The following is a 25,542-nucleotide window of genomic DNA, read 5'->3' on the forward strand; positions in this document are numbered from 1 at the left end:
AGCCCGGCATAGAGCCTGTCAACATAGCCCATCCAGCGAAGGAAAGGTAATCTGGTCTGAACGGGTATGGGATATTCATAAAAAGTTACATGCGATTGCCCTGAACCGTTTGACCCGACGGATCAATTGCCTTAATTTTTTTACCAGTTTTGACAGATCCTCTGCACTCGTGTTCACTTGACGGCTGGGGGAATCATCTCATCCGCCGCTTGATTATCGTTCACATCCCAAAAATTCAAAGAAAAGAATAACAGGGTGATCTGTAAACGGATAACATCATTGAAAATAAAAAAAGGACCGATCTGACAATCCTGGGGATTCAGACCGGCCCTTTCCTGTGAAGCGGTTCCGATCAAGGGCGCTTTTTATTTTTTTTCCCGGGGGCGCAGACCCCCGGGAAAGCAATGCGAATTAAGGATTAGGTTTCTTCAGGTACGGGAGTGGCAATAAATTCAGGTTTTGTTTCTTTTTCTATTACAGGAGATTTGGTCATCAAGGCCACCACGGCTCCGATGAGAAGCAGTCCTGCAGCAAGGATATAGGCCATTCTGGGGCTGTTCGTATACGCGACAATCATTTGCGACACCCGGGGGAAAATAAATCCGCCCACCCCCCAGGCACTGAACACCAGGCCGTAGTTGACCCCAAAATTCTTTAAACCGAAAAAATCTTTGGTGGCCGAAGGAAATAAAGACAGATTGGTGCCGTAATTAAACCCGATCAGTATGGCGGCAAGCACCAGAAGCGCTATCTGGGCCGGTGTAATAAACAGAAGAGAGAAAATGACACTGGCCTGGAAAATCAACATGATAAACAGGGTGTTGGCCCGTCCGATACGGTCGGAAAGGATTCCGGCAATCACCCGTCCGGATGCATTTCCCACGGCCATCAATGCCACCACCACCCAGGCCATCTGGCCCATTCCGTGTTTGGCCATGCCTGCCACACCGCCAATGATCATCAGGCCTGCCCCGGAAGCGATACAAAAAATGATCCATAACTTATAAAAGGTTGCCGTTCGCATCATTTCTCCGGGAGAAAAATTCACCATGCTGTCGGCTGCAGTCTTTTTGTTCTGGGAGGTGGCCGGATGAACATACCCTTCCGGCGGATTTACCAGGAATTGGGCAAGGGCAGAGACAATGACCAGAAACGCAATCCCAAAAATCAGCATGGACTGGGACAGTCCAAACCGGTCAATTAAAAAGATGGCCAGCGGCGCAATATACACCGAGGCCAGTCCGAATCCGGCCACGACAATGCCGGCAATCATGCCGGTTTTTGCGGACGGAAACCATTTAATGGCCGGCGGTGTGGCCGAGGCATACCCAAACCCGAGCCCCATCCCCGTCAAGATGCCAAAACCCAGTATCCAACTGATCCATGATGTGGAAAATGAGATGAGAATCAATCCCAGTCCAGTAAGAACGCCGCCGATGACAGCGGTAATTCTGGGACTGATCCTGTCTTGAACGCGGCCGGCAAAAATCATGGTAAAGGCAAAGACCAGACAGCAGACCGCATAGGGATCGTTCAAAGACGCCAGACTCCAGTTAAAAACACCGTCCCCGGCTACAATGGAGTCTTTGATGGTCATTTTAAAAATACTCCAGGTATAGAGGATACCCAGTGCCAGGTTGATCCCCAATCCTGCCATGGTGACGCGCCAGCCAAGGTTTTTAATCTGCTTCATCTTGAAATTCTCCTTTACTTAATGATTGTTGTTCATTTTCTGTTCATGGATGATAAAAAGCAATCATTGTGCCGGAAGATAAAAATAAATATATACGACTGTTTTTATTATGTTTTAATAAAAAAATGCTGCGAAACAATATGCTGCCGTCTACAACAAAAGTTGTAAAATAAATATTTGCCCGAGCAAACGCTCGCCACAACAGATATACAGACGACCGCCTACAACTTTTGTTGTAGATACAATTTTTGTTGTAGGTTATTTTGAATCCAGACAACCAATTGCTCCCTGGGATGATCTATTGGTGTTCAGGATTTGATTCAGCAGGCCCCAGATGCATCGCAAAAAAAACCTGGAAATTCCATTTCCGAATTCTTTCAAATTACTTTTTTGTAATTATTGATAGTTCATTTTTGTAGTTAATATAATTTAATTAAATTAGATTACACTATTTCTCTATTCCATAAGCAGTCAATAAAATAAATATATATTAGTATATCAGTATATTATGAATATATATAGGATTTTATAGAACATTGGATCAACAATTGCTTTATAAATTTTGCAAGACACGGAATGGTATAAACGGGTTAGATCAAAAAAGAAAGGAGCAGCAACATGAACAGGTCTTTTGTTTTGAATTGAGTTGGCGTTTTGTTTTAGGGTCGTGAGGATAAGTTTAAAAATAAGTTTAATTTTAAATGCCGGTATACGGCAAGGAGAAAAATTATGGGAAGTACAGGAAGTGTGAGTGCATGGGAAGAAGCTCTTTTGGTTGCAATGATTCAATATCCAGTCCCTGTGATTAAAGGCCCAAAGGATATTCAGGTACAGGTGGATCAGATTTGTAAAACAGTTGACTCGACAAAGGCCGGCTATCCTGACCTGGATCTTATTGTGCTCCCGGAGTATTCAACACAGGGACTGAACACCAGTATATGGACCTACGATGAGATGCTGCTGACAATTGATAGCCCGGAAATCACCCAATTTAAAGAGGCATGTGTCCGCAATGATGTGTGGGGGGTATTTTCATTGATGGAAAGAAATGAAGACCCAACCGTTCCGCCTTACAATACGGCGATTATCATCAACAACAATGGGGAAATTGCCTTGCACTATCGAAAATTGCAGCCATGGGTCCCCATCGAACCATGGTCGCCCGGAAACTATGGTATGCCGGTTTGTGATGGCCCTAAAGGGTCAAAGCTGGCCGTTTGTATCTGCCATGATGGAATGTTTCCCGAACTTGCCCGGGAGGCGGCATATAAGGGCTGTAACGTTTATATCCGTATCTCAGGTTACTCCACTCAGGTGAATGATCAGTGGATCTGGACAAACCGCACCAATGCCTGGCAAAACCTCATGTATACCATGTCGGTGAACCTTGCCGGGTATGACGGTGTATTTTATTACTTTGGTGAGGGAACCGTATGTAATTATGACGGCAATGTTATACAGCAGGGGCATCGGAATCCCTGGGAAATTGTTACCGCAGAACTCTTCCCGCGCCTTGTGGACAAAGCACGGGAGAACTGGGCGCTTGAAAACAACATCTTCAATCTTGGCTGCAGAGCGTACGTGGGCAAACCCGGCGGGGAGAAAGAAAACTACCTCACCTGGGTTAAAGACCTGGCGAATGGAGAGTATAAGCTGCCCTGGGATAATAAAATAAAGGTTCGTGATGGGTGGAAGTACTATCCCGAAGGCGTTAAACTCGGGCCACTGCCCAAATAAACAAAACCACGGTATTTCTGAACGAATTTCACCATTATGTTACTCAAATAGAATTGAAAAAGGAAAAAGATAATGAATAAACCTGTTTTTCATCGGGTACTGGGCAGTTTAGTGGCAACGGCAGCCTTGATCGCCTCACTAGGGACATCCGCCATGGCAGCGGATGACTGGAAAAACCCAGTGCTTGATACATATCCGACTTCGACCGTCGTGACCTCAGGTATCGACGTTACGGACAACTATGTTACCGTTGGACAGCTTCACTCAATCACAGGGACCATGGCCATTTCTGAGACTGGATCAGTTGAGGCCGAGCGTCTTGCAATCCAGCAGATCAACGACATGGGCGGCATCCTGGGGCGTAAAATAAAAATTGTTCAGGAAGATGGCGCCAGTGACTGGCCCACTTTTGCTGAAAAAGCCAAAAAACTTCTGGTGAAAGATAAAGTCGCTTCAGTCTTTGGGTGCTGGACATCCGCATCCCGGAAGGCGGTTTTGCCCATCTTTGAAAAAGAAAACGGCATGCTGTATTACCCAACATTTTATGAAGGCCTTGAGGCATCAAAGAATGTTATCTACACCGGCCAGGAAGCGACGCAGCAAATCATATGGGGTCTTGACTGGGCCTACCAGCAAGGCTGCCGGACATTCTTCCTCATCGGCTCTGACTATATCTGGCCCCGTACCAGTAATAAAATAGCCCGTATCCACATCGAAAGATACCTTAAAGGCGCTAAAGTTGTGGGCGAAGAGTATTATCCCCTGGGACATACAAACTTCAACTCCCTGATCAATAAAGTAAAACTTAAAAAACCCGACTGCATTTACTCTATTGTAGTGGGCGGTTCAAACGTATCCTGGTACAAACAGCTGAATGCTGCCGGCATTACCGGTGCCGCACTGGCCAAAAAAGGCAAGCTGTTACTGACGATTTCAACTACAGAAGACGAAATTTTAGGCATCGGTGGCAAAAATGTTGAAGGCTTCTACGCGTGTATGAAATACTTCCAGAGTCTGCCAAACGAAAACAATCAAGCGTTTGTATCCGCATTTAAAAAGATGTGGGGTGAGGATTCAGTGATCGGTGATGTTACACAGGCTGCTTATCTGGGACCCTGGCTGTGGAAATTCACCGTAGAAAAAGCCGGCAGCTTTGATATCGATACGCTTGCGGTTGCTTCCGAAGGCATTGAATTTGCAGCCGCACCAGAAGGCTATGTCCGTATCGCAAAGAATCATCACTTATGGTCCCGGGCCAAAATTGGCCAGATGCTTGCAGATGGTCAATTCAAGGTTATCGCAGAGTCGGACGACCTCATCATGCCGGACCCCTTCCCGGAAGGTTACAAATAAAACAAGCTGATTCAGCGAGTTTATCAACTTATCAATATTCTATAAGCCCCCTGATATTATTCTTCAAATTTTTGAAGGGGGCATGATAGTTTAACGCCGGCTTTTAATCTATAAGAAAAGTCATCTACAGGAGGAATCCCATTGAGTGGTACATTGTTTTTTCTTGATATCTTTAAAGACTATAGCAGTGATGAGCTTTCCAGTATTTTTGTGATGCAGGGATTCTCAGGAATTAGTCTGTTCTCTGTATTTCTGTTAATGGCCCTGGGACTGGCAATTATTTTCGGGCAGATGAAAGTCATCAATATGGCCCACGGAGAATTTCTCACCGCTGGTGCCTATACAACTGTTCTTCTTTCGGATCTTGTCACCAAATATATACCGGCAGCATTGCCGTATTACTTCTTTATCGCCATAATGATGGCATTTTTTGTCGCTTTTATACTGGGCTATATTGTAGAGAAGCTTATTGTTTCCTACCTTTATGAAAGACCGCTGGATACCCTGCTTGCCACATGGGGGGTCAGTATGGTGATGCAGCAGTCTTTCCGATTAATCTTCGGCGCACGTGAGGACAGCGCAACCATGCCGGAATGGCTCATGGGATCATGGTCTCCAACTGAGTCCATCAGCATTCCGATTAACGGGTTGTTTTTGCTGCTGATGTCCATTCTGATGACGACAATTGTGCTCCTGCTGATGTATCGCTCCCGGTGGGGATTAAGGGTGAGAGCAACGGTACAAAATCGTGAGATGTCCACTGCCGTTGGAATTAACAGTAAAAAAGTTGACCGCTGGACATTTGCTCTGGGATGTGGACTGGCAGGGATTGCTGGAGCAGCGTTTACAACAATTGGTTCGGTTTCCCCATCAGCGGGCTCCCTCTATATTGTGGATACGTTTATTGTTGTTGTATTCGGCGGTGCGGGAAGTATCATCGGCACCATACTCTCGGCATTCGGCATTGCCCAGGCCCAGTCCATACTGGAGTTCTTCCTGACAGGGGTTCTGGCCAAAGTATTTGTTCTGCTGGCCATTGTGGGTATCCTGATGATTCGTCCACAAGGGATAGTTGCCAATAAGGTTCGCCAATAATGGTATCCCCTTACGATACACGCCAGACCTTTTATATGAAAGTAGTGCATTATGAGTTTTGAGTTGTGAGACGTTATGCCTCCCTCAATATTCATTACTCACCTCTCATCACTTTGATGTTTTGTTATGCCCGCCAGGGCATGGGCGTTAGTGACAATAATAAATAAGGAATTTTATAATGAACACGTTATTAAACAATAAATTAACCGGCAACAAAGACCAAACCGTCTCCTTCCTGATTTTAGCCGCGGTTCTGTTTGTTTTCTTTCCGCTGATCTTTGATATCTTCAGGTTAAACATGGTGGCTAAATACCTGAGTTTATCCTTTGCAGCCGTGGGGTTGGTATTATGCTGGGGGTATGGGGGAATTTTAAGCCTGGGGCAGGGCGTGTTCTGGGGGCTGGGTGGATATGCAATGGCGGCTTTCCTCAAGCTTGAAGCCGCCGCAAACATTGCCAAAGAAGCAGGATCTGACCAGATAAAAGCCCTCTCTACAATCGGGCTGCCGGACTTTATGGACTGGAACCAGATCACGGAACTTCCCTATATCTGGTACCCATTTAAAAGTTTTCCCATCACAATGGTGATGATCCTTGTTTTGCCGGGCATCGTTGCCTACATCATTGGTGTTGCCATGTTTAAAAGACGGGTTAGTGGTGTATATTTTGCCATTATTACCCAGGCACTTTGCTGGATCATGGAGATTCTCTTTGTGACCCGCCAGGGGTGGACAGGGGGGATTAACGGCATTACTGACTTGAGGACCTGTCTGGGGTGGGACATCCGTACAGACTCGGCACAATATATATTGTACTTTCTGACCGTCGCTCTGGTTCTTGGAATGATCATCGTCGGGAAGCTGATCCTGCAGAGTAAACTGGGACGGTTACTGGTAGCGACGCGGGATATGGAAAACCGTGTCCGGTTTTCCGGATATGATGCGGCAGATTTCAAAATATTTATCTTTTGTCTTTCCGGTGTCATTTCTTCAATTGGTGGTGCGATGTTTGCACTCAATGTCGGGTTTATGTCGCCAAAACTTGTAACAATTGAGCCCTCCATTTACATGGTTATCTTCTGTGCTTTTGGCGGGCGGTTGTCATTGGTCGGGGCGGTATACGGCACCTTGATCGTCTGCTTTGGGCGTACGTTCTTTTCCGAATTATTCCCTGAGTCATGGATGTTCCTAATGGGGACGACTTTTGTTTTAATTACCATGGTATTCCCAAGAGGGGTTGCCGGTATTGTTGAAGATTATGGGCCCAGGCTGTTGGCTCTCTTCAGGAAACGTTCAGCAGGTGCTGAAGACCTCCGGATCGTAAAACAGGCAGGTGTCAGCTGACAACAAAAAAAATGGATGCCAGCAGTCTTTGGAATCGAATAAAAAAACCAGGAAACTTAAAAAATGACATTAAAAGATTTTGTACTTTCAATTGAAGGACTTACCGTTTCCTTCGATGGTTTCAAGGCGGTAAATGATGTCTCATTATATGTAGAACAAGGCGCCTTGCATGTGGTCATTGGCCCCAATGGGGCGGGTAAAACGACTTTGCTTGATCTCATCTGCGGAAAAACCAGGCCGACTGCAGGAAGCATAAACTTTCTGGGGCATGAGCTGACTCAAATGCCGGAGCAGAAGATTGTACAGGCGGGTGTGGGCAGAAAATTTCAAACGCCTTCGATCTATCCGGCATTGACAGTGTTTGAAAATCTTGAAATATCTTTTCCCCGGGGCAGAAGTGTCTTCGGGGCGCTGACCTTCAAACGGGATAAGGCAGTGATGGAACGTGTCCATGATATTGCAGATATGATTTTTCTTAAGGATCAGCTTGATACGCTGGGAGAAGTCCTTAGTCATGGCCAGAAACAGTGGCTGGAAATAGGGATGCTGCTGATAGCAGATCCTGAATTATTATTACTGGATGAGCCTGTTGCCGGCATGAGTGTTGATGAACGCCAGCAGACGGGTGACCTTTTGAATAAAATCTGTAAAGAAAGATCTGTACTGATCATTGAGCATGATATGAATTTTGTAAGAGAAATCGCTCACCGGGTGACGGTTTTGCACCAGGGGGCTGTACTTGCTGAAGGATCGATGGAACATATTGAAACCAATGAAAAAGTAATTGAGGTTTACCTTGGTCATTGATCCAATGAGGCATAACAGGGTTGCCAATGATAGGATAATAAAATGCTTAGCGTAAAAAATTTATATGTTGCCTATGGGCAGAGTGAAATTATTCATGGCATCAGCTTTGAGGCAAAACAAGGTGAAATTGTGGCTATTATGGGGCGCAATGGAATGGGTAAGACAACACTGATGAAAAGTTTGATCGGTATCAATCGGGCCCGATCCGGTCACATTGAGCTGAACAATGAAGATATTACAGAACTGCCGACGTATATGCGGGTGAAAAACGGGGTTGCTTATGTGCCCCAGGGCAGGCAGATCTTCTCGTCGCTTACGGTGGAAGAAAATATTCTAACGGGCATGGAGTATACCCTGGATAAAAAAGAAGAACTGCTAACCAACGCTTACAATATGTTTCCTGTTTTGTTTGACATGAGCACGCGCAAGGGCGGGAACCTTTCCGGGGGGCAGCAGCAGCAGCTGGCAATTGCCCGGGCACTGGTGGCAGAACCGAAAGTATTGATTCTTGATGAACCAACAGAGGGTATTCAGCCCTCCATTATTAAAGACATGGCAAGAATGCTGAATCAAATTAAAGTGATGCACAACCTGACAATTGTGGTCTCTGAGCAAGTGCTGAACTTTACGGTAAATATTGCCGATCGACTCTATGTTATGGAGTCTGGTAATTTTATTCACGAGGATGTGCGGGGTTCCATTGATGAGAAGAAAATCACTTCTTATCTCTCTGTATAAGATGGTTACTCAACTTTCGGACTTTAGCGTTAATCCACAGTTGAGGTAGTTAGTTATCTTTACTATATTTTAATTTCTGCAGTCTTTTGCTCAGGGCCTGCTGGGAGATGCCCAGGATTCCGGCGGCAGCAGACTGGTTGCCGCCGGTCTGTTTCATGGCCTTCTCCACCAGTTCCCGGGAGGCCTCCTTCAGGGTGGGAAGCGAACCCGACCGGTCCTCCCTGGCTTTGGCACCTGATTCGGCTGTGCCCAGGCCTTTGAACAGGTCAGCGGTGATGGGCCCCTTCCGGTACCGGGAGATGGCATCATACACCATGGATTTGAGCTCCCTGACATTGCCTTTAAACGGATAGGTTTCCATCTGCTCGATCAATGTTTTGGGCAGTTCCGGAATGGGTTTATCCAGTTCATTGGCTGCCTGGCAGATAAACCGGTCCAGCAGCAGCGGCAGGTCCAGCAGACGATCCCGTAACGGCGGCAGGGTCAGGGTATGGGTGGAAAGGCGATAGATCAAATCTTTTCTGAAGGTCCCTTTCTTCTCCAGGGTCCACAGATCCAGGTTGGTGGAGGCAATGATCCGGGCATCAGAGTGGCTGACCTTGTCCGACCCCAAAGGAAGGTATTCCCTTTCCTGGAGCAGCCGGAGCAATTTGATCTGGGAGGACAAGGCAAGGTCTCCGATTTCATCCAGCAGCAGGGTTCCCCCGGCAGCTTGTTCGATGAGTCCCGGCCTTATTTTTTCAGCGCCGGTGAAGGCCCCGGGAACATGACCAAAAAGCGTATCAGAAAACACATTATCATCCAGCCCCGCCACATTGACCACCACCAGTTTTCCCTTTCTCCGGCTCAAGGTATGGATGGACTGGCCGATGAGTTCTTTTCCCACACCGGTTTCTCCGAAAATCAACACCGGCTGGGAAGACGGCGCAATGGCCTCTACATAGTGAAAGATGGAATGCATCTTTTCGTCCTGGGTGATGATATGGGCAAATGCCTTTGGGTTTTTAATCTGGGCGAACAAATTGCTGGGCAGAGAATGTTTGGGTTTATTTCCCATATTCCCATAGGCCAGAGCCTGTTTGACGGCAGCCAGGAGCCGGGTTTCCTCCACCGGCTTCAGCACATAATCCATGGCACCGATTTTCATGCAGTTCACCGCGATATCCACATCAATGGCGCCGGTGAGAATAATCACGGGAATTCTTGGATAGGTCTTGCGCACAATTTTAAGCAGACGGTGGCCGTTGATATGGGGCATGTTCAAATCCAGGATCATGAGGCAGGGAATCTGACGTTCCATCTGACGGATGACATCCCTGGCATCACTGATGGTGATGATATTGTCCATACCCGCCATTCTCAGGCAGGTATCTACTGCCAGAAGAATTTCCGGTTCATCGTCCACAATAAGAATGGGGCGATCCATGGTGTGTTGTCCGTCTGTCATCCGTGCGTCCTGTCCTGTTATCCTTTTATTTCCTGCCGGCCGGCAGCAGGATCTTTACGGCCAGCCCGTTTCCAATTTCCGAAGCAAACTCCATCATCCCTTTGTGATCATAGACAATTTTCTCGGAAATGGAAAGCCCGAGACCCGTGCCGCCATGGTCCCTTTTGGTGGTAAAAAACGGCTCTTTTAATTTTTTTAAGTCATGGGGATGAACCCCTGGTCCACTGTCTATCACCTCAATCTCCACAAAGGGAGACCCGGGGGGGTATGCGGTTTTGACATGAATGAACTGTTCCGGATTTTCAAGGGCTTGACCCGCATTCACCAGTATATTGATCATCACCTGCTGTAGTCGCTGGGCGTTGCCCAAAATTTTAGGCATTCCCGCTTCCAAATCAACGGACAGGTGGTGGGTGGCTTTTTTCAATATGGAATGGGTCAGATCCAGTGATTTTGTTACCACAAGATTAATATCCGTTTCCGCATCCATGTCTGTGCCCGGAGGGCGTGAAAAATCCGTTAAATCGGTGATGATTCTTTTGATCCGTGCCGCACTGTCCTCCATTGCCGCCAGCATCCTCTCAATCCGTCGGGACAGGTCCGGGTAGGGCATATTACAGACCCGGACATCCTTATGGATTTTGAAATAGTCATCCAGGGCCGGGATGAAGGCTGCCCAGGCTTTTTTAAGGTTGGGGGCATTGAGCATTAAAGCGGTTGCCGGGTTATTGATCTCATGGGCAACCCCTGCCACCAGTATGCCTAAAGAGGTCATTTTATCGGCCTGAAGGAGCTGCTTCTCCCTTAATTTCGATTGCGCCAGGGCCGTTATCCGTTCTTTCTGGGCCTTTGTTCCCTGCCATACGATATAAGCGGACAAGAGAATAAAAACCATTAAAATCGCCGAGCAGGTATAGGTTAAGTGCCGGGTGATGGTGAAAATTTCCTGTCGGACATCTTCCACATAGATACCGGTTCCGATAATCCAGCCCCAGGGGGCAAACCCTTTTACATAGGAGATTTTGGGAACAATTTTATTGGCATCCCCCTTCCACTGCCAAAGATAGTCCACAAATCCGGCTTCATTTTTTTTCACGGTGTTCACCATTTCGACAAACAGCCGCTTACCGGCCGGATCTTTAAACGCTGAGATGTCCTTTCCCTCAAGATCCCGGCGGTAGGGGTGCATGATCATCCTGGGCGTCATATCATTTATCCAGAAATAATCTTCCTGCTCAGGACCGTATTTTAATTGCTGCAGCTGTTGGATGGCCTGATGCTTGGCCGATTCATGGGACATCAACCCGTTTTGGGCTTTGACATAAAAAAAATCCAATGTGCTCCATGCACTTTCTGTCAAATGCACGATCCCTTCCCTTTTCCCATTCATCATGTTTTTTTCCAAAAGGGGAATGATGATGAGGAAAATGGTCAAAATAAAGAGAAGGATTGTAAATGCCACAGGGATAATTATTCGCACGGGAAGTGTTTTCAACCACAAGGGCGTCTTTTTTTTTGAATCTGCTGCTGAATCGGTTATATGTTTATTCAAAGCCATTCAAATTTCAATAATCAAACCACCCTGTGCTGTCAAGGAATTCTTTTACGCCAAGGCGAAGGATATGCACAATGATCCTGGAACGGTCATTTTTGTTCAGCATGATGTCTCCAGTTTATCGCTCTATTTTTGCAGCCTGTATATCAATAGGACATGGCCTTCCCCGATTTCTTTAACCGCCATCAATTCCAGGTGGGTATCCAGACTGTCGCTAAACAGGGACAACCCTCGCCCAAAGAGCCTTGGCACCATGGTGATGTGAAGTTCATCAATCAGGTTCGCCTTCAGGAACAAGGTGTTCACCATGGATCCACCAATAAGGGTTACACAGGAAAACCCCTGGGCCGCTAAATCTGAGAGAATCTGCCCGGGAGCCTGATCGGTAAAAATCAAATCTTTGTCCTGGCTTTTTCTTTTTTTATCCCGGGTCATGACAATATTTTTCCGGCCCGGCAATACGGTTCCAATGGTATCAAATGTTTTGGAGCCCATGATCATGGCCCCGGCTTCTCGGGTGATCTGAACAAAATATTGCTTGTCTGCCTTACCGGTCCAGTCGATCAACTGCATGGAATTTCGTGCAATCATCCCGTCTGCCGTAACGGCCATCAAGAGTATCACTTTCATTCTGGTTTATCCTCTGGTCACGTCTCAGTCACTGGGCCATTGCATGTGTTTGTCTTCACTAAAATAGCAAAACCGGGCCCAGCTCATTTCTTTTTTTGAAATCGGACAACGAAGACTGACTTTGTTGTCACTTATGCCGATGACTTCCCAGTCACCGGATCGTCTTGACCCCTCAATGCGGATTTTCTGACCCACTTTAAACGGGTAGGACTTAAACACGGTTACATCATGGTCCATGACATTGATCTCCTCTTTTTTAATGGTTCTAATGGAAAGTATATCCGCTTTCAGGATGGTTTTCCAATCATTTTTCCGGGATCCACCCATCGATCAAACTGGTCATTGGTGACGATGCCCATCTCAAGGGCTGCCTGTTTCAGGGTTTTGTTCTCTTTTTCAGCTTTTTTTGCAATCTTTGCCGCCTGTTCATAGCCGATGTGGGGATTTAAGGCCGTCACCAGCATGAGGGATTCCTGGAGGCATTTGGCAATCCTCTCACGATTGGGTTCCATTCCGTCCACACACTTATCTTTAAAAGATCGGGCAGCATCACCCATCAGTTGAGCAGATTCCAAAAAATTGTAAATAATCACCGGCTTAAACACATTGAGTTCAAAATGTCCGTTTGATCCACCAATGGTGATGGTGACATCATTGCCCATGACCTGGGCACACACCATTGTCAATGCTTCCGTCTGGGTGGGATTTACTTTTCCCGGCATGATGGAAGAACCGGGCTCATTTCCCGGCAGCAGCAGTTCACTGACACCGCATCTGGGCCCTGAGCCCAACAATCCAATATCATTGGCGATTTTCATCAGACTGCCGGCCAGGGTTTTCAATACCCCATGGGTGGTGACAATGGCGTCATGGGCTGCCATGGATTCAAATTTATTGGGTGCGGTAACAAAGGGATACCCGGTCAGATCACTAATGGTTTGGGCGACGCGTCTGTCATAGCCCACAGGGGTGTTCAGACCGGTTCCCACGGCTGTTCCCCCCAGCGCCAGCTCGGACAGGTGGGCCAAGGTATGGTCCAGGGCAGTGAGACCATGACCCAGCATGGCAGCATATCCTGAAAACTCCTGGCCCAGGGTCATGGGGGTGGCATCCATCAGGTGAGTCCGGCCAATCTTGACGATATCTTTCCAGGCCAGTGCTTTTTTTTCCAACGCCTGTTTCAGTGCCGTTAAATTAGGGATGGTATGCGATTTTACCATGCTGACGGCAGCGATATTCATGGCGGTGGGAAAGGTATCATTGGAAGACTGGGAACGGTTGACATCATCATTGGGATGAACCCTTCGCTGTCCTATTCCAAGTGTGTTACCCAGAAGGACATGGGCCCGGTTGGCAATCACCTCATTTACATTCATATTGGACTGGGTTCCGGATCCGGTCTGCCAGACCTTCAGGGGAAAATGATCGTCCAGGGTCCCCTTGATAATTTCGTCACACACCCGGACAATGACCTCTCGTTTTTCCATGGACAGCACATTCAAATCATAATTGACCATTGCCGCAGCTTTTTTCAATATCCCAAAGGCACGGATGACCGCCACCGGCATCTTGTGGCTTCCGATTTTAAAATTATTGATCGACCGCTGGGTCTGTGCCCCCCAGTATTTATCTAACGGGACGTGAACCTCTCCCATGGTATCTGTTTCAATTCGTGTGTGCATGCCCCCCCGCCTGTTGATTAAAAGAAAAGAACGAAAAACAGTCTTTCTTTAAAGTTAAACCTAAAAATCACATAGCGCCTGATCGGAAACTCCGTGTTTAAACGAAAAGTTGCCCATATGCAAGGCGCAAGAAATCTTGAAACCGGAGTGTACTAAAGTACATGAGGATTTCAAGATTTTGCAGCAACGCAGCAGATGGGTGAATTTTCGTTCAAACACTACATAAAATCTGAGTAGAAGTCATTGCCTTTATCATCAATAAGAATAAATGCGGGGAAATCCTTTACAGTAATCATATACACCGCTTCCATACCCAGCTCTTCATACTCGATAATCTCAACCTTGGTAATGAAATCCTTGCCGATACGAGCTGCCGGACCGCCGATGGATCCCAGATAAAACCCGCCGTTTATTCTGCAGGAATTTGTGACCTGCCGTGTTCTATTCCCCTTGGCCAGCATGATCATGGAAGCCCTCTCTTTCTGGAAGATCGGCACATAGGGATCCATTCTCAGGGCTGTTGTCGGGCCAAATGATCCAGATACTTCTCTTTTCGGTCGTTTCGCAGGGCCGGCATAGTAAACAATATGATCTTTCAGGTAATCCGGCAGACCTTTTCCGGCTTCAAATCGTTCCATGAACTTTGCATGGGCCATATCCCTTGCCACAATAATTTTCCCGGTTAAGGAAAGTCTTGTGGCCACCGGATACCGGGACAGTTCCGCCCGAATGGCATCCATGGGTCTGTTCAGATCAATGTGAACCGCAGCTTTCATTTCAGGTTCTTTTTTCGGCAGGTATTGAACTGGATTTTCTTCCAGCTGCTCCAGAAAGATGCCCGCCTTTGTGATCTTTCCTTTGATCTGGCGATCGGCAGAGCAGGACACCCCCAAGCCAATGGGACAGGATGCCCCGTGCCGTGGCAGGCGGATCACTCTCACATCAAGGGCAAAATACTTGCCCCCGAACTGGCTGCCGATACCCAGTTTCTGGGACTGGACCAATACTTTTTTTTCAAGATCAATGTCCCGGAAAGCATGGGCCGTGGCACTGCCCCTGGTGGGAAGTGAATCCAGGTATCTGGCAGATGCCAGCTTTACCGTTTTCAGATTAAGTTCCGCAGACGTACCGCCAATGACAAAGACAATATAATAGGGGGGGCATCCCGATGTGCCAAGGCCTTTCATTTTCTCCACCATGAAATTAAGCAATGTTTCCTCGGACTTCAACAGGGTCTTTGCCATCTGGAAAAGCACGGTTTTGTTGGCGGACCCGCCCCCTTTTGCGATGAACAAAAACCGATAGGCATCCCCCTGGACAGCAGCGATATCAATCTGGGCAGGTAAATTGGTCCTGGTATTTTTTTCATCGTACATGGTAAAGGGCGCATTCTGGGAATATCTCAGATAATTCTCTGTATACACCTTAAACACCCCTTTTGACAGCTCTTTCTCATCATCCGTCCGGGTCCAGACCTGCTGCCCTTTTTTGGCCATAACAATAGCCGTTCCCGTGTCCTGGCACATGGGGTACACTCGTCCCGCGGCAATGACGGCATTTTTCAAGAGTTCCAACGCCACATACCGGTCATTATCAGAGCTTTGGGGATCTTCCATCACCATCTTCAGTTTTTCAAGATGGGCTGACCGATACAGATGGGCCACATCTTTAAAGGCCTTGGCGGCAAGCAGGGTCAATGCCTGGGGTTCCACCATGAGAACCTCATTTCCCTCAAACGTTTTTATCCTGACATGTTCCCGGGTAAGCAGACGATACATGGTGGTATCTTCTCCCAGGGGAAACATGGTTTCATATATAAACCCAGTCATATTATTCTAACCTTTTATAAACCAACAGGCAGCAGGGCATTTTTATGCCCGCTGCCTGGTTTTCTCTTTCTTATCCTGGAGTGATGTCCGCGGCTATCTTACCAGGGCCATCTTCCTTCTCAGATAAGCAATCTGTGTCTGGTGAGGCAGATCTTTGGGGCAATAGTCTTCACATCCCAAAAGGGTCATGCAGCCGAACACACCGTCATCATCGCCGATAATCTCATAGAATTCCTCATCAGACCGTTTATCCCTGGGGTCCAGTGCATAGCGGGCCAGCCGCACAAACCCCACAGCTGAAAGGAAATCCGGCCGCATTCGTTTGGTGGCACAGGCAGACACGCAGCAACCGCATTCAACACACCGCTCCAGCTCATAGATCTGGTCGGCCACATCCGGGTCCATGCGTTCTTCTAATCTATGGAAATCCACCTCATCTGCATCGGCGTCATGGATCCAGGATTCCACTCGTTCGGACATGGCACGCATGAATTTTCCCGTGTTAACGGAAAGGTCTCCGATCAGTTCAAATCCCGGTAGCGGCAACAGTTTAATCTCACCGTTTTCATACGTTGATGTCAGGGTTCGGCACGCCAGGGTGGGCTGTCCATTAATGATCATGGCACAGGAACCACAGATGCCGGCCCGACAGACAAAATCAAATTGAAAGGACGGATCCTGATGTTCACGGATATCGTTCAACGCAATAAAAACCGTCATCCCCGGGGCTTCCGTAACCTCATAGGTTACCATACGAGGTTTGTCACCCTTTTTCTGGGGATTATATCTAAATACCTGAAATTTTAAAATTCTTCCTTGGTCGTTCATTATTTAAACCCCCTGCCGATACGCTCATTTTTTCCTTTAAATTTATCTGGAATCGTAATTGGATTCAACATTTCCTGCAGTTCAAACCGATCTGCCCCTGGGTTGTCTCGTTTAAGTGCTTCAATTTCCTGTTCCCGCTTGGCAGTATCCGGGTGATGGAACGTATTGTCCACCCCATACCCCCTTGATCCCGGCGGCAATTCCATTTTCATCACATCCAGGTCTTCATAGGTCAGTTCCGGCAGGTCAGCCGATGCATCCGTCCATGTGGTCAGGGTTCGTTTTAACCAGTCCCTGTCATTTCTTTCCGGATAATCTTCCCGGGAGTGGGCACCGCGGCTTTCCGTTCTGAGCAGGGCCCCGTAAGCCACACACTGGGCAAGCTTGATCATTTTCGGTACACGGATAGCCTCCACCAGTTCCGGGTTGGAAGAGCTGATCCGATTTCTCAGGGCAATTCTCTTGGCCCGCTGGTTTAAGACCTTCAGTTCTTCAACAGCCTTTTCAAGATCGGCAGCATTTCTGAAAATTCCCACATCATCCATCATGATCTTCTGCATTTCAGCCTTTAACTGGAACGGATTTTCACCAAAATCCCTGAACAGAAGCGCTGTAATTTTCTTTTCTTCCCGTTTCATGAAATGTTGAATGGTGGTGGTGCTGATATTGACTGCATTTGCCCCGCAATAATCTGCCACATATTCCCCGACGATCATCCCTGCCACAACCGTTTCAGCCACAGAGTTGCCGCCCAGGCGGTTAAACCCGTGCATATCCCAACAGGCTGCCTCACCCGCAGCAAAAAGGCCCTGTAGTGTCGGGCTTTCACCGGTGGCGTTGGTTCGGATACCCCCCATGGAATAATGCTGGGTGGGTCTGACTGGAATTAACGCTTCCACCGGATCAATTCCCAGGAAGTATTCGCAGATTTCTTTGACTTCCCTTAAATTCTTTTCAATATGTTTGCGACCCAGCAATCTGATATCCAGCCACAGGTGATCCCCGTAACGGGAGGGAACCCCTTTGCCTTTTCTCATGTGTTCGGTCATACGCCTGGACACCACATCCCGGGATGCCAGCTCCTTTTTTTCCGGCTCATAGTCCGGCATAAACCGATATTCGTCCTTGTCCAGCAGCAGCCCCCCATCCCCCCGGCAGCCTTCCGTGGTCAAAATCCCCACCGGTACGATGGCCGTGGGATGGAACTGCACGGCTTCCATATTCCCCAGGGTGGCAATCCCTGTTTCCAGGGCAATGGCATTGCCAATGCCTTCAGAAACAACCGAATTGGTGGTAATCGCATAAAGTCTGCCATAACCGCCGGTGGCAATGGTGGTGGCCTTGGCCACATAGGCGATCAACTCCCCGGTGATAAGGTCCCTGACAATGGCGCCATAGCACACCCCATCTTCATGGATCAGGGCCAGGGCTTCTTTTCTTTCATGGACCGGGATACCCATCTGGATGGCCTTGTTATCCATGGCATAAAGCATGGTATGACCGGCACCGTCAGAGGTAAAGCAGGTTCGCCATTTCTTTGTTCCGCCAAAGTCCCGGGCCATGATCAGTCCATGGGAGTCTGCTTTTTCCGTGAGGGTGACTTTTTTACCATTAATGACAACCTCATGATCTCCCTGCCTGACCCTTGACCAGGGAACACCCCAGGCAGCCAGCTGGCGAATGGCTTTGGGAGCCGTATTAACAAAGGCCCGGGCCACATGCTGATCGCATCCCCAGTCACTTCCCTTTACCGTGTCTGCAAAATGGACATCTTCATCATCCCCGTCTCCTTTAACGCATGCCCCAAGGCTTGCCTGCATACCCCCCTGGGCTGCTGCAGAATGGGATCTTTTGGCAGGGATCAAAGAAAGGACGATGGTATCAACGCCTCTCTGCATGGACGCGATGGCAACTCTCAGTCCTGCCAGGCCACCGCCGATTACAAGTGAATCTGTATATATGACTTTCATTTAGGTGTCCCCTTATTCATGAGATTGTTCAACAGGTTGGGTCTCTTCCAACGCTTCGGCCGCTTCCAAGTCTTCAGCCTCTTCTGCAGCTTCAGCCTCTTCTAAGACGTCGGGATCTTCTGCAACTTCAGCCTCTTCAATGGCTTCGGGCGCCTCAACAGCGTCAGGCGCTTCAACAACCTCAGCCGCTTCCATTTCCTGGGCTGATTCAACCGGTTGAGACTCTTCCAGGTCTTGTGTCCCCTCGGCTGCCATGGCATGTCCCATATATCTTTCTCCGACCTTGTCCCGGTGATTGATACCAATCACAGTAAACACCAATAAGGCAAGAACACCAATGGTCAAGTAGAAAACGATGACCCTGTTTTTCAATTTCTGCAAGGTCTGTCTTGATTTTCGGGCATCTTTACCGGCAAACCATCCCCATTTCATGCACAGCCTGTAGAGACCGATGTTGCCATGCAGCACCACACAAACCAGCAGGACCAGATAAAGGGGCCACATATTACCGGACACAATCCTGTCCGCGGACAGATACGGTCCAATACCGGCGGGATTGGTCAACATGGTATACAGATGAACCGATCCCACAAAAAACATGAGAAACCCGGTCACCACCTGTACATACCAAAGCGATGTTTCACTATGGTCCAGCATTTGCATTTGATCTCTTAAAATCCGATGTTGTTTCCAGGAAATGGGAAACTTCCTGACCCCCAGCAATGCATGGATGATAAAGATGGTGAAAATAATGAGCGCGGCAAAAAACACGGCAATGGGAAAGCCATGTCCTGTCTCCGACAGAAAAGCAAGCTCCAGATTTTTTGACACAAAATGATATGCCCCTTTCCCCAGTATGATACTGCTGTCAAACAGCAAATGCACCCACACGAACACTCCCAGGACAAGACCGGTAGCGCTCTGGAGAAAATCAAGCCTGGCAGGGAATCTGCTCTTTTTCTTATGTGATTCAATACTATAACTATCCAATTCAACCTCCTTTAAGTTACACGAAATACATCTTTACATATCTGACCAATTTTTCCTAGATTTTCACAGACATGAATACCATTGTCCCTGAATGCCTGTATCTTTGCTGCACCTGTACCGCTGGTACCTGAAATAATGGCCCCGGCATGTCCCATCCGTCTGCCGGGAGGTGCCGTTAACCCGGCAATAAATCCAACCACTGGTTTTGTTAAATGTTTCTGGACATAGGCAGCAGCTTCCTCTTCTGCACTTCCGCCGATCTCTCCCACCATGACGATCCCGGTGGTCTCATCATCGGCTTCAAACGCGGCCAGCACATCTATAAAGTTCGTCCCGTTTACAGGGTCACCGCCAATACCAATGCAGGTCGACTGACCCATTCCAGCCTTTGTCAATTGATCCACCACCTCATAGGTCAGGGTTCCGGATCTTGATACAACGCCGATACCCCCTTTTTTATGAATCTTCCCCGGCATGATGCCGATTTTGCACTCATCCGGCGTGATAATCCCCGGGCAATTGGGTCCGATGAGGCGACAGGTCTTTGTGGCAAGATAATTTTTCACCTTTAGCATGTCCAGAATGGGAATGCCTTCTGTAATGGTCACGATCAGTCCAATCCCGGCATCAGCTGCTTCTATAATCGCATCCGCACCAAATGGGGGGGGGACAAAAATCATACTGGCCGTGGCACCCGTCTCTGCCACAGCCTGGCTGACCATGTCAAAAATCGGCACATCATCCATTTTCTGGCCCCCTTTACCCGGGGTGATGCCTGCCACAACATTGGTACCATACGTCACACAATGTCTTGCATGAAAACTGCCTTCCTTTCCGGTGATTCCCTGAACTAAAAGCTTTGTGTCTTTATTTACAAATATACTCACAGCGGATCTCCTTTCAGTTAACAGCGGCTGCAATTTTAGCAGCAGCATCGGAAAGATCAGAAGCAAAGGTAAGATTGAGTCCGGCATCGGTTAGAATCTGCTTTCCCTGGTCCACATTTGTGCCTTCCATACGAATCACCACGGGAATGGTCACCCCGGTTTTCTTGGCCGCATCCACAACACCCCGGGCAAAAATATCGCACCGCAAAATGCCGCCAAAAATATTAATTAAAATGGCTTTCACCTTGGGATCGGCCAGGATAATCCGAAATGCATTTTCAACCTGTTCCGCGCTGGCACCGCCACCGACATCCATAAAATTGGCAGGGGTGGCACCGGCATTCTTGATAATGTCCATGGTGGCCATGGCAAGCCCGGCACCATTGACGATATTGCCCACATTACCGGTCAGGTTGACATAATTAAGATTGTACTTGGAGGCCTCCACTTCCATGGGGTCCTCTTCATCCAGATCCCGCAATGCCAGCAGATCTTTATGACGGAAAAGCGCATTTGAATCAAAATCCACTTTGGCATCCAGGGCCAGAACCGTTCCCACAGATGTCAGAATCAACGGATTGATCTCCACAAGGGAGGCATCACTTTCCATAAAAAATGTATACAGATTAAACAGCAGCCCGTACAGCTGCTTCATGGCAGGTGCTGGAAAGCCCAGGCGGAAACCCACCTCACGCAATTGATACCCCTGGATGCCCAACAGCGGATCCACATATACTTTAATGATCTTTTCAGGTGTTTTTTCCGCAACCGCCTCAATATCAATACCGCCTGCCTGGCTGGCCATAATCACTATTTTTTCGGTCTGCCGATCCACCAGAAGACTTAAATAAAACTCTTTATCAATACTCTGTCCGGCTTCAACCAGGACCTTTCTAACAATTCTTCCTTCAGGCCCTGTCTGATGGGTCACCAGGTTCATTCCAAGAAACTGGTCTGCAATGGTCAATACCTGATCCGGATTGGCAGCAAGCTTCACACCGCCCCCCTTCCCTCTTCCGCCGGCATGAATCTGCGCCTTAATGACCACGGGAAAAGCGCCAAGATCTATGGCAGCTTTCAGGGCCTCTTCTTTTGAAAACGCCACACTGCTTTGAGCAACAGGAATATTGTATTGTCTAAAAAGTTCCTTTGCCTGATATTCATGTATTTTCATTTTAGTCCCTTGAAATTTATTAAAAAAAGATAGCGTTTATTACGCTATCTGCAATCTCCAAGTATGATAACCACCAACACAATATCAACGCCTTCACTTCCGCAATCAAGAATAGTCTCATATTTCTATCGGCAATACCAGTTTTCTTAAAAAAAGTACCGCCTGATGGCATTGTCTCATCGCCCTCAACTTCTATATCAAAGGCCCCCTGTTTTTTCAACTTTTCAATGACTTTGATTGATTAAAATTCACAGGGAGGATATCCATCGTTAAATTTTGTTCCCCGCTTAAAATCTTATTTTTTACGCGCTGTTTAAATCACGGCCCCAGGACTTCACCAGGAAGCATTTGATCTTCTCTCCCGGGTTGTGGTATGACTCACGCAAGACAACCGGATGTAATACCTTTACACTCCGGCACCCTGAATTTAATCTGGAGGATATCATCATGTCCATCACAAAGCGGTTTGCCGAATATATCCATGACACATCTTATGAGACAATTCCCGGGGACATCCATCGATATGCCAAGCTATGCCTTCTGGATTGGATAGGGGTCACCCTTGGCGGATCACGGGAGCCGGTCAGTGATATCTTATTGGATTTTATTGATATTGTCGGGGGGAAGGCCCACGCCACCATCCTGGGGAAAGGGGTAAAAACCAACTTGATGTGGGCAGCACTGGCCAACGGCACCATGTCCCATGCCCTGGATTTTGATGATACCCATAAGGATTCAGGCACCCATCCCAGCGTATGTCTTGCCCCGGCAGTTATTTCCGTGGGAGAATATAAAAAATCCTCCGGCAGGGACCTGATCACCGCATTTATCATTGGGTTTGAAATAGCCGCAAGGATTGGGGCTGCGGCAGGATCGGCCCACTATGAGCATGGCTGGCATGCCACATCCACCATTGGTCGTTTCAGTGCCACGGCCAGTGCGGCAAAACTCATGGGCCTTTCTGTTGAACAAACCATCAATGCCTTTGGCATTACCGGAACCCAGGTGTCCGGGTTACGAGAGGTCTTCGGTACGATGAGCAAACCGTTTCATGCAGGGAAAGCAGCAATGGACGGCGTATTGTCCGTTGCGCTGGCAAAAAGAAATTTTGACAGCAGCCATGAAATTTTTGAAGGGACCTTTGGCCTTAAAAATGTGTATGCACCCCACTCGGATACCAGTCAAATTTTAAAGGGTCTTGGCACAACATATCATATCACGAATGTGGCCTTTAAGCCCTATGCCTCTGCGCTGGCAACGCATTCAACGATTCAGGCCATTGAAACCATAAAAAAAGAAAACCAGATAACGGCAGCAGATGTTCACACCATCCAGATAGAATTTGGTGAACTTCCCTTCAGTGTGGTCAACAATAAAAATCCCCGGAAAGTACTGGAAGGAAAATTCAGTGTGTATCAATGTGCTGCCCTGGCGTTTATGGAAGGCCGGGTCAACCGGGACATGTTTACCCTTGAAAAAATAAACGATCCTGACATCATTGCTTTCCGGGAACGGATTAATGTTCTGCTGAACCCAAATTTAAAAAAATTTGAGACCATCATAAAAGTGATGACAAAACAGGGTCAACTGCTGGAACGGTTTATAAAAGTGGCCAAAGGCTCACCCGAGGACCCGCTGACCTTCCTGGAAATGAAGGAAAAATTTATGGATCTTGCCCTGCCGGTCATTTCAAAAACAAATGCCGAAAAGATCGTCGATAAAATACGGCATCTCTCCGAGATAGCGGATATCACCGAAATTATTGAATTATGTCATCCGAGCAAGACTGCCTGATTTTTAAATGGGATATCAGCCGATAAAAGAATCAAGTAAACTGCTGTTTTAACACCGCCTTTTTTAACTTGCCTGTCACGGTTACCGGCATTGAATCAATCAGTTGAATTGATCTGGGGAATTTAAACCGGGCAACCTTACCATCTAAAAACGACACCACCTCTTTTTGGGTGATGGTCTCGCCCTGATGACAGACGATAAACGCTTTTCCGGTTTCACCCCATTTTTCATCCGGCACACCGATGATGGCCACTTTCTGTATTTTTGGATGGTCCACCAAAACAGACTCTACTTCTGCCGGGTACACATTTTCCGCACCGCTGCGATACATATCTTTTGCCCGATCCACAATATAGAGATATCCATCCCCATCAAGATAGCCAAGATCACCCGTATGCAATACGTCATTCACGATAGTGTTTCGGGTTTCTTCGGGCATGTCCCAGTACTCTTTCATCACATTCGGACCCATGGCCACGATATGACCGATTTCATTGGGACCCAGTTTTTCTCCTTTTTCGTTCTGTATCCATAATTCAGTAAAAAAATTGGGCAGCCCGGCTGCTTTTCGTTTGCTTTTCGGGGCATTCTCGGGCATTAACACCATGGCTGAATTTTCAGTCTGCCCGAATCCCGGGAGCAGGTGCAGGCCTTTTTCATCCAATTCATCAAAAAATGACTGGGGGGTTTTTTCACCCCCGCCAAAGGCAAACCGCACACTGCTAAAATCCACGGTGTCAAAGATATCCGTGTCCATGACAAAACGCATCATGGTGGTCAGGCTGAACACAATGGTGGCCTTATACGTTTCAATATCCAATGCAAATTTTTCAGCATCAAATTTTGCCCGCATCAAAAGGGTGGCACCCCGGCACAGGGCAGGTGTTGATACGGCGGCAAGCCCTGCAGAATGACACAAAGGGGCCTGGGACTGAAAGATATCATCCTGCCGCATATCGGTATAATTGATGATCTGAAAACATTTAAAATAGGTCTGGGCATGGGTAATGACAGCCCCTTTCGGGTTGCCGGTAACCCCGGAGGTATACAGAATCACAAAGGGATCATCCAAATCAATGATCTCATCGGGTACGGGTTCATGGGAAGGGTATTGTTTGATGGCACTGCCATAATCCACGGCCCAGGCGGGAACATTCTTTTCACCGGTATGCCCGGTCACACAAATAAAATTTTCCGGGGTTACATCCAGAGACTGTCGGATGGGCGCTATATTTTCTGAAAATTGATCATTAAAAACAAGCAACCGGCAATTGCATTGATTGATTTGATATTTCAACTCCTGGGAGACCAGCCGGTAATTTAAGGGAACAAATATCAGTCCCAGTTTGGCTGCCGCAAAATAGCAGGCCAGAAACTCAGGGCAGTTCACAAGATTCACGGCAATACGATCGCCTTTTTCCAGGCCCTTTTCCTGAAAAAAATGTGCCACCCTGTTGGCTTCCCGGTTCAACGCCCTGTAGGTCACGGGGGTATCTTCAAAAATAATGGCGATTTTATCCGGGGTCAGTGCTTCCCTTTTGCTTAAAATTTTTCCTGTATTCCATTTCATCTCTTATCATCTGCCCGCATTAATTGTTCCAATTTTTCAAGACTGTCTATCCCGCTTTTCTGGGCCAGCTGTCGAAGCATTTCAACCGAATGGTTCTCCCCATCATCAAATGCTCGTTTGACATGTTCGTAATATCTGCTCAAGGTATTGTCACTATAGGTTTCCAGCTCGCTTGAAAGATACACCTTGAAATTACTTCCGTCAGCTGCCACATTCATATCCCGGCACATATGGTTATAGACTGCGGGATACTTGACGTTTAACTCTTCCTGCCATTTTTCCTCAATCTGAACAATCTTGTCAATCAAGGGGTTGTTATTGGTCTTGGGGATCTTGTTGTCCATCCTGGCGTATTTTTCAAAAACAAGATTTCGATTACTGCGTTCTGCCACCACCAGGTCTTTGAAATATGACACCAGCA

Annotated in this window: 22 protein-coding genes; 8 read left to right on the top strand and 14 right to left on the bottom strand. The window is 47.5% G+C overall.

All coding sequences use genetic code 11. The features are described 5' to 3' along the window. A partial coding sequence (locus Q1Q15_RS23650) for a hypothetical protein (RefSeq protein ID WP_300465120.1) occupies positions 1-181 on the top strand: 181 nt, incomplete at its 5' end. A 237-nt stretch (positions 182-418) separates the two neighbouring features. On the opposite strand, the gene Q1Q15_RS23655 is transcribed toward Q1Q15_RS23650, so the two are convergent. Continuing rightward, a complete protein-coding gene (locus tag Q1Q15_RS23655) occupies positions 419-1,693 on the bottom strand; it encodes an OFA family MFS transporter (RefSeq protein ID WP_300465121.1) in 1,275 nt (424 codons plus the stop codon). 729 nt (positions 1,694-2,422) lie between these two features. Here Q1Q15_RS23655 and Q1Q15_RS23660 point away from each other — a divergent pair. The 6 genes from Q1Q15_RS23660 (at position 2,423) to urtE (ending at position 8,765) form a co-directional block, all read left to right on the top strand. Further along, positions 2,423-3,430: a formamidase gene (locus tag Q1Q15_RS23660; RefSeq protein WP_300465122.1), complete on the top strand. Its 1,008-nt coding sequence runs from the start codon at positions 2,423-2,425 to the stop codon at positions 3,428-3,430. Between the two features lie 72 nt (positions 3,431-3,502). Further along, on the top strand, positions 3,503-4,783 hold the full coding sequence (gene urtA, locus Q1Q15_RS23665; RefSeq protein WP_300465123.1) for an urea ABC transporter substrate-binding protein: 1,281 nt from the start codon (positions 3,503-3,505) through the stop codon (positions 4,781-4,783). A 141-nt stretch (positions 4,784-4,924) separates the two neighbouring features. Further along, entirely contained in the window at positions 4,925-5,878 is a 954-nt protein-coding gene (gene urtB / locus Q1Q15_RS23670) for an urea ABC transporter permease subunit UrtB (protein ID WP_300465124.1), read from the top strand. Positions 5,879-6,056: 178 nt separating this feature from the next. Continuing rightward, positions 6,057-7,220, top strand: coding sequence for an urea ABC transporter permease subunit UrtC (gene urtC / locus Q1Q15_RS23675; protein WP_300465125.1), 1,164 nt, complete (start codon positions 6,057-6,059; stop codon positions 7,218-7,220). A gap of 63 nt (positions 7,221-7,283) precedes the next feature. Further along, positions 7,284-8,027 carry an urea ABC transporter ATP-binding protein UrtD gene (gene urtD / locus Q1Q15_RS23680; protein ID WP_300465126.1) on the top strand — a complete coding sequence of 248 codons (744 nt, stop codon included), beginning with the start codon at positions 7,284-7,286 and terminating at the stop codon, positions 8,025-8,027. 42 nt (positions 8,028-8,069) lie between these two features. After that, positions 8,070-8,765 (top strand): urea ABC transporter ATP-binding subunit UrtE, encoded by a 696-nt coding sequence (gene urtE / locus Q1Q15_RS23685; protein ID WP_300465127.1) that lies wholly within the window; start codon positions 8,070-8,072, stop codon positions 8,763-8,765. A gap of 49 nt (positions 8,766-8,814) precedes the next feature. Here urtE and Q1Q15_RS23690 read toward each other — a convergent pair whose 3' ends face one another. The 11 genes from Q1Q15_RS23690 to sucC form a co-directional block, all read right to left on the bottom strand. Further along, positions 8,815-10,212, bottom strand: coding sequence for a sigma-54 dependent transcriptional regulator (locus tag Q1Q15_RS23690; protein WP_300465128.1), 1,398 nt, complete (start codon positions 10,210-10,212; stop codon positions 8,815-8,817). A gap of 25 nt (positions 10,213-10,237) precedes the next feature. After that, positions 10,238-11,770, bottom strand: coding sequence for a cache domain-containing protein (locus Q1Q15_RS23695; RefSeq protein WP_300465129.1), 1,533 nt, complete (start codon positions 11,768-11,770; stop codon positions 10,238-10,240). A 123-nt stretch (positions 11,771-11,893) separates the two neighbouring features. After that, positions 11,894-12,397: a dihydrofolate reductase family protein gene (locus tag Q1Q15_RS23700; RefSeq protein ID WP_300465130.1), complete on the bottom strand. Its 504-nt coding sequence runs from the start codon at positions 12,395-12,397 to the stop codon at positions 11,894-11,896. 24 nt (positions 12,398-12,421) lie between these two features. After that, on the bottom strand, positions 12,422-12,634 hold the full coding sequence (locus tag Q1Q15_RS23705) for a hypothetical protein (protein WP_300465131.1): 213 nt from the start codon (positions 12,632-12,634) through the stop codon (positions 12,422-12,424). Positions 12,635-12,684: 50 nt separating this feature from the next. Further along, a complete protein-coding gene (gene fumC / locus Q1Q15_RS23710; RefSeq protein WP_300465132.1) occupies positions 12,685-14,079 on the bottom strand; it encodes a class II fumarate hydratase in 1,395 nt (464 codons plus the stop codon). A gap of 218 nt (positions 14,080-14,297) precedes the next feature. Continuing rightward, positions 14,298-15,908, bottom strand: coding sequence for a FumA C-terminus/TtdB family hydratase beta subunit (locus Q1Q15_RS23715; protein WP_300465133.1), 1,611 nt, complete (start codon positions 15,906-15,908; stop codon positions 14,298-14,300). Positions 15,909-16,001: 93 nt separating this feature from the next. Further along, complete coding sequence (locus Q1Q15_RS23720; RefSeq protein WP_300465134.1) at positions 16,002-16,736, bottom strand: fumarate reductase iron-sulfur subunit; 735 nt, start codon at positions 16,734-16,736, stop codon at positions 16,002-16,004. Continuing rightward, a complete protein-coding gene (locus Q1Q15_RS23725) occupies positions 16,736-18,706 on the bottom strand; it encodes a fumarate reductase flavoprotein subunit (protein ID WP_300465135.1) in 1,971 nt (656 codons plus the stop codon). The genes Q1Q15_RS23720 and Q1Q15_RS23725 overlap by 1 nt, the downstream gene beginning before the upstream one ends. A gap of 12 nt (positions 18,707-18,718) precedes the next feature. After that, on the bottom strand, positions 18,719-19,696 hold the full coding sequence (locus Q1Q15_RS23730; protein WP_300465136.1) for a fumarate reductase cytochrome b subunit: 978 nt from the start codon (positions 19,694-19,696) through the stop codon (positions 18,719-18,721). 11 nt (positions 19,697-19,707) lie between these two features. Continuing rightward, complete coding sequence (gene sucD, locus Q1Q15_RS23735) at positions 19,708-20,583, bottom strand: succinate--CoA ligase subunit alpha (RefSeq protein ID WP_300465137.1); 876 nt, start codon at positions 20,581-20,583, stop codon at positions 19,708-19,710. Positions 20,584-20,596: 13 nt separating this feature from the next. Continuing rightward, the gene (sucC, locus tag Q1Q15_RS23740; protein ID WP_300465138.1) at positions 20,597-21,757 is read right to left on the bottom strand and encodes an ADP-forming succinate--CoA ligase subunit beta; all 1,161 of its coding nucleotides are present in this window, start codon (positions 21,755-21,757) and stop codon (positions 20,597-20,599) included. A 447-nt stretch (positions 21,758-22,204) separates the two neighbouring features. Between sucC and Q1Q15_RS23745 the strand changes: the two genes are divergently transcribed. Continuing rightward, complete coding sequence (locus Q1Q15_RS23745) at positions 22,205-23,551, top strand: MmgE/PrpD family protein (protein ID WP_300465139.1); 1,347 nt, start codon at positions 22,205-22,207, stop codon at positions 23,549-23,551. 31 nt (positions 23,552-23,582) lie between these two features. On the opposite strand, the gene Q1Q15_RS23750 is transcribed toward Q1Q15_RS23745, so the two are convergent. Both Q1Q15_RS23750 and Q1Q15_RS23755 read right to left on the bottom strand, forming a co-directional pair. After that, on the bottom strand, positions 23,583-25,121 hold the full coding sequence (locus tag Q1Q15_RS23750; RefSeq protein WP_300465140.1) for an AMP-binding protein: 1,539 nt from the start codon (positions 25,119-25,121) through the stop codon (positions 23,583-23,585). Further along, a partial coding sequence (locus Q1Q15_RS23755) for a DUF4125 family protein (protein WP_300465141.1) occupies positions 25,118-25,542 on the bottom strand: 425 nt, incomplete at its 5' end. The genes Q1Q15_RS23755 and Q1Q15_RS23750, both read right to left, overlap by 4 nt.

Source organism: Desulfobacula sp. (assembly GCF_030145145.1).
Lineage (GTDB): Bacteria > Desulfobacterota > Desulfobacteria > Desulfobacterales > Desulfobacteraceae > Desulfobacula.